The sequence below is a fragment of the Campylobacter sp. CNRCH_2014_2452 genome (assembly GCF_025772865.1).
GTDB lineage: Bacteria > Campylobacterota > Campylobacteria > Campylobacterales > Campylobacteraceae > Campylobacter_D > Campylobacter_D lari_D.
Genome location: NZ_JAKMSX010000021.1, coordinates 1 through 6,874 on the forward strand (window position 1 = coordinate 1; position 6,874 = coordinate 6,874).

Consider the following 6,874-nt stretch of genomic DNA (forward strand, 5'->3'; position numbering starts at 1 on the left):
GATATAGCAGATGCTAGTTATGCTATGCTTGATTTAATCGATGAGAATGATGAAAAAGGTTTTTTTGATAGTGCTTTTACTCCTCCTTTGTGGCTTTATGCAGATGGGATAAAGTTAGGGTATGAGATAGGAGATGGGTGTAATACAGGTGAAAAAATAAAAAAACTCATTTTAAATAAAATACGTAGAATAGGAGATCCTACAGCTTATGCTACCATTATAGAAGCTAGATTTTCTGCTGATCTTGTCTTTAAAAAACCTAGAAAAGACAATGAAGCTTTAGATGAGGATCAAGTTATTGGAAATAAAGCTCAAAGCTTTATTTATAGAAATCAAGAAGACAAAGAAGCAAAAGATCAAAAAAACCTACTGGCTTTAAATTTTGCTAAACACAATAAAGATCCTAGAAAATTCAGACATCATCTTAGCCCACGCACTAAAAACTTTGTATCTCGTTATGAAGTTATAGATCATGTAAAAAATACTAACATCAGTGGTTATTCTCATACTGTTTTTAAAGATACAAGTAAAAATGATAATACTTATATCTTGGCTTTTCGTGGCACTGAAACAGGTGGAACACAGCTATTAAAAGATGCATTTTTTACAGATGGTTTTATTGCTTTGAGGCTTGGAATTCCACAAGTGGTGTCTTTGATGAATTATAGCGATGAAGTTTTAAAAATCATTAGAGAAAAGCATGGGAGTGATAATTTTAAAATAGATGTTGTGGGGCATTCTTTAGGAGGACATTTGGCTCAATGTTTTTGTATCTTTGGGCAAAAAAAATATATTCAAAAACTTTATACTTATAATGGAGCTGGTATAGAAGGTGTTGTAGTAAGTCTTGTAAATATTTTTATTAGAGTTATTAGAGTTGTTTTTAAATTATTAGTTAAAGGAATTAAAAAACTTTTTGGTTTTGGTATGACTAGAAAAACTTTAGATAATTGCTCTAAAGTTTTAAATGTGGAAAATGGAACCGATGGTTTGATCGAAGAATGTAAAAATTCACAAGGACAAATAGATCAAAAAAGACTTGATGAATGTGCTTTAAATATAAAACAAGCAAGTAAAGGCAAAACAAGTATAGAAATACATCATATAGAAACTATAGCTAAACCTATCCCTAATAAAGAAGATTTTTCACGAGAATATAGACAAGCACTAGAGTCATCAAGATCTGTGATAGCTGATTTGGGTTATAAATATGGCTTAGATATTAAAGATAAGTTTGATTATAAAAATACAGACAAGTTGCATTTAATTCATATAGGAGAGCTTGAAAAAAATTATTTGCTAACTAGCCATTTTATGTATAATATAGTTTGGGCGAGTTATTTTTATGAGCATTTGATAAAAAATAATGAAAATATCAAAGAATTTAAAAAGGATATTGCTTGTGCTATGGATTATCTAAATTCTTATGCACAAAATTTAATTGACTTAAGTGAGAAAAATAAGCTTTTACCAGGAGATCAAATAGATATCCAAGATGAAAATCAAAATTATATTAGTGTAGTATTGGATAAAATTTTTAATAACTTGTGTAAAAATAGCGTATATAACAAGAAAGAATTTAATCTTATTTATAAAGATATACAAGAGTTGTTTTATGTAGGTGAATATAAAAATGTAAATAAATTTGTTATTCCTGATTCTTTTTTGGTTTTAGAAACTATGCAAATTTATATAAAAATACTGGATAAACCTATATTAGAAAAACTATCTAATAATGACTTCGAGCAGGATTTAGATCATGCTGAAGCAGTTTATAAGTGGTTGCCTTTCATTGTTAAAGATAAAAATAATCAAAAAATACTTACAGAAGATAATATAGGGAAAATCTTAAATTATAACTCTGAGTGCTTTAAATGTCTTAGCTTGGAAAATGATTTGGATTTTTTTCAAGCTAGAAAAAAGCAAATGATTAATTTGATTTATGAAAATAATTGCACAAGCTATTATCTTAATAAAAACCAACCCATTAAAACAAAAGTAAAATTTAATTCTTCAAGTTCGACTATATTTGTTAATTTGCCAAAAGAAGAAGTTTTTATTTTTGCTAATTGTAGGGATTTGATTGATTGTGATGAGATTTATAAAAGAGTAGCTACTAAAGTAGGTGTTGCAGTTGAAGAACTCCAAAACTATCAAGCTTATATCTTCCTAAACTCCACCCTCCTTACAGGCTCAAGTGAAATTCCTAACAATCCTTTTTACTTTGGAGAATTAGATCAAGATAATGCCATAAAACAAGATACACCTAGTTATTATTTTTCTCCTAAAGATGAAGATAGTGGCAAAGGAAAACTTAGCATCTTTTATAAAAATGATGAACTTTGCTTGCTTAATTATTCTATTATAGAAAATTCTTTAAATATCAAATTAGAATGTTTAAGCAAGCAAAGCTTAGAGTATAAAGATTTGATTTCAAATACCCTAAAAGAACAAAAAACCATACAAATAAATAAAAAACAAGCTATAGCTAAACTTCATGCCCTTTTAGAAAATCAAAACCTAGAATGTATCCATGGAGGTAAAGTCATACTTCAATCAAACAAAGGAAAAACTTTTAAAGATAGTGGTGTGCCTATTATGCTAGAAAGTGATTTACTTAATTCTAGCATAAGTGGCTGTCCTAATACCATTGCAAATGTAAGCTATCCTTGCACTAAGGTAGTAGATGTTAAAGGCTCTTTATCTCAAAAGAAAGTTAATAATGAATATGTAATCTTACAAGAACTCATCTCAGCTTGTATTAGTGATAAAGGCTTTCCTTTAAAAGTAAGCTTTGTACCTACTAAGTTTAAATTTGATCATAGTTTTAATCCTAAGGAAGGCTTAGCAAAGCAAAGCAAAAGCCAAACAAAGCTAAAAGAGCCTATAATAAGACTTCATTATAAAAGTGATAGATTTCAAAAAGATAACCTACCTATCTATAATCTTTTGATCAATAATGAAAAAAAAGAACAAAATAAAGCTTTAAGTGAATTAAATATAGATCAAAAAGATTTAAAAGATATAGAAGATGTTAATATTCTTAATCAATTCAAACAAGACTTTAGTAAAGATTATGAATTTAAAGAATTAAATTTTGGTTTTGATACTAATTTAATCAAACTTTATTTTATTATCCCAAAAAATATTGCTAAAGTTTATAAAAGTGCTTATAAAGAATTTGAATATAAAGATTTAGGAGCAGGGTATTTTACACAGCTACATGAGTATGATAAAATCATCAAAAATTCCCTAGAAGATAATAAAGAATTAAACGAATATCATTTTAGTTTTTTAGCTCCTGCTAAAATGCAAAATTTAAAATTTCAAATCGCAAATGGACTAGATGAGATCTTAGAAGATGAAGATAGAAAACAAGAGCTTTATGTTTGTAAATTTGTAGTAGTGAATGGGATTAAAATATGAAAATAAAAGATTTCACCTTAATTACATCAAATCATAATTTGGAAATTGAGTTAAAAAATCTTACCGAAAATGCTAATAAAATTATTTTTATATGTGGTGATTTTGATGGATATAAAGAAGCTAAGAATTCTTTGTATAAGACACTACATACTATTGAATATAAATTTAAAATTAACAAGAAAAAAACTTTTAAAATCATACATTTAAATCAAGCTAATAAAGATGAAATCACAAAAGAACAAAAATTTAGCTCTGATAAAAATTTATCTAGTATTAAAAAAATTATCTTTAATAATTTAAATTTTTTAAATGATGTAATCAATCAAAACAAAAATAAAACGCTCAATAAAATTATTGATGAGAGTAATGAAGAAAATATTGAAAATTTTTTAAAAGGAGTTCAAAAAGAATTAAATACATTATTAAAAAATATCAAAGAATCTGATTATTTTGAGCAAGAGATTAAACCAAAGATACAACTTACCCTAGATACACTTTTTAATACATTTTTAAAAAATATCACTCAATCTAATGATGATGAATATAAGCAAATTATTAGAGCTATAGCAAAATTTTTTATTAATATATTAGATTCTGTAACCAATCTTAAAAAACCTATCTCTTTAGTCAAAAAAAATCCTTATGTTTTTGTTGTAAATACATTATTTGAAGCTTATAATTCTTCTTCTGACTATCAAGAGCATAAGGAACAAAAATATTATTATGATTTTGCTTATCCACTTTTAGAGCTTATTACTAGTAAGCTTTATCCTATTATCGCTTTGTGCAATGAAGAAATTTTATCTGATGTATTGATTATAGATGATAAAGTATTATTAGATTTTTCATCTTATTCTAATGCACCTTCTATTAGTCTTTATAAAAATAGTTTTTATAAAGTTATTTTAGATGAAGAATTTCAAGGTATTTTTGATCATTTTTTAGAAAATAATCCAAAAATTGAAAATGAAAAGTTAGATAATACGCTTTTGATTAATTCTAGTTTAAAAAATTTTGATACAACATTAAAAAAAGCAATCAATTCAAATATCTCTGAACTTAATCATTTCTTTTATGCAGAATATCCTGATTTAAATTCTTCCATACTAGTAGAAATGATACTAGATAAAAAAAATACTGATCAAATCAATACAACCAAAATGGGTAAAAATTATTTGTTTATTACCAATCCACCACAGCTTAACAATGCAGCACTTTGTGAAGATTTGTATCAAAAAAAATTAGGAGCAATAATAAAAAATCGCCCAAAAGCTCTTACAAAAAATGAAAAACTTGGGTTAAAAGAGCAATTTCCTAGTAAAAGAGATTATGGTTCTTATTTTATAGAAAGAGATGTTAAAAAGGAAGATGATTTTGTATTGCAGCTTTGTCCTTTTGTGAAACTTGATGGACAGATTTATCAAAAATATAAAAGGTATTTTAATTTTTATAATCAACCATATTCTTGGATGAAACTTTATTTATTGGAATATATAAACGAACGATTGGAATATGAAAAAGTTGAGCAAGATTTTGCTTATATTGATAGCTTTTTTAAATTACCCAAAGAACTGGAAGAAATTAGCGAAAAAGAAAAAGAAAAAGTAAAAGAATATATCGGGCTTTTTAATAATTATTTAGATAATATCAATTCTGATTATGATCAAATGCAATTTTTTCTTGAGTTAGAGTCATCAATATCCAAAACATATGAAAATGTAGATTTTAAGAAATACTCACCTTTAACGGTTGTTTTATTGACTTTAACTTTGTATGTTTTACAAAAAGACTTAGCTTCTACACAAGAATATTCTCTTGGTGTTAAAAATATTGTAATTCCAAATCCAGATTATGGTGATAAAGAAATTTCACTTAATTACCAAAAGATTAAAATACCAAATTATTTTAATGAGTATATTTCATTTATCCCTGATGATATTTATTTTTATGATAATGATAAAAAAATTTACATCTTTTTATCTAAAGAATTAAATAAAAATAAAAAAGAAGATGAAGTTATCTATTTAGATGAATTAGCTAAAGCTATGTTTGAAAATGATTTTGAAGAAGAAGATCAAACTTATGTGAATTTTTTAAAAACCTTAAATGAAAGCTTTGATGAGGAAATTGAATTTAAAGAAAATACACAAACAGATAAAACTCTTCTTTTGAAAAAAGATTTAGATAAAAGTATTCAAGAAATTATGCTTGATAATGAACTTGCAAAATTATCCATAGATATCACTTTTTTTAATATCATTAAGCAACTTTTTCCTTTTGCAGAATTTTTTATGAGTCAGCCTGATTTTTTTAAAAAAATGATTTTATTTTTTATAAATTCAAGCTTTGATAAAAAGCATTATGGCAATAAATTATTTTCTAGTTTTAAAGCACATTTTTTTAAAGAACTAGGGATATTTTATGCACTTAATCCTAAAGGACATTTTATAAAAATTAATCCAAAAAGTAAAAAGCCACTCAATAAGCTTTTTTTATATCAAATAGGAACAAATTATTATTATTTTAATCAATTAGAATATGCAAGCGAGTTGAAAAAGTCAAAGAGTTTTTCAAGATTGGATAAAGCTAAGCAAATTCATTTGATATCAAAAGTAAAAAAACAATTAGCTATTGATTTTTCTATTAAAGTAAGTAAAAATTTAAGTGTAGATGTGTTAAAAAATTTAGCAGGATCTTTTATCGATACACTTTTGCCTACAAATTATGAAAGATTAAAAATTTTATATGAAAAACTAATGTATGAAAAATTTACTTACAATTATGATTTTCCTTTAGCTGTAAAAAAAGAAGAATACTTAACCTATCCTTTATTGATAAATTCTAGATTTATGAGTTTTGATTTATCTGAGTTTATTTTTGGTTCTTTATTATGCACAGGTGGGCTTAATTATTATCCTAGTATTGCTTGTGCTACGACTTCAAGCAAAGCTAGGGAATTTGCCTTAAAAAGACTTTTATCTTATATTATTTTAGATGAGAAAAGAAGTGCTTTTAAGGAAGATAAAATCAATGAGGGTAAATACATCTTAAACGATATGGAATTTTTTGAAGAAAACAATATAGAACTTAGAAAATGTAATATATATAAGCTAGAGCATTTTCAAAGAAAAGAAGAGTATAAAACACAACACCCAGTGATAAAACAACACCCTATCTTAGCTTATAATGATGCTATACAAATTTTATATGAATATGCAAATGGTATTTATAGCACTACTCAAGATGAAAAGGGTAAGTTTATAGAAGATAGACAAAAAGCAAGAAGATTAATGGAAAATTTAGAAGCCATAGGACAACATAATTTAGAAGTGATGTATAAGGGGGTAAATGAAGAATATGTAAAAAACAAAAGAAAAAATGAATATGACGAAGAAGAAAGCGATGATACTAATAAAGCCCAAGATTATTCCAACAAATTCATAGGCAG

Annotated in this window: 2 protein-coding genes; both read left to right on the forward strand. The window is 25.6% G+C overall.

What is annotated here, in order from left to right; translation table 11 throughout:
- Window positions 1–3,426 (forward strand): hypothetical protein (locus tag L8X38_RS08285; protein WP_263661758.1); only part of this gene is annotated, 3,426 nt, incomplete at its 5' end.
- Window positions 3,423–6,874, forward strand: a 3,452-nt coding sequence (locus tag L8X38_RS08290) for a hypothetical protein (protein WP_263661759.1), incomplete at its 3' end; no start/stop codon positions are given. The genes L8X38_RS08285 and L8X38_RS08290, both read left to right, overlap by 4 nt.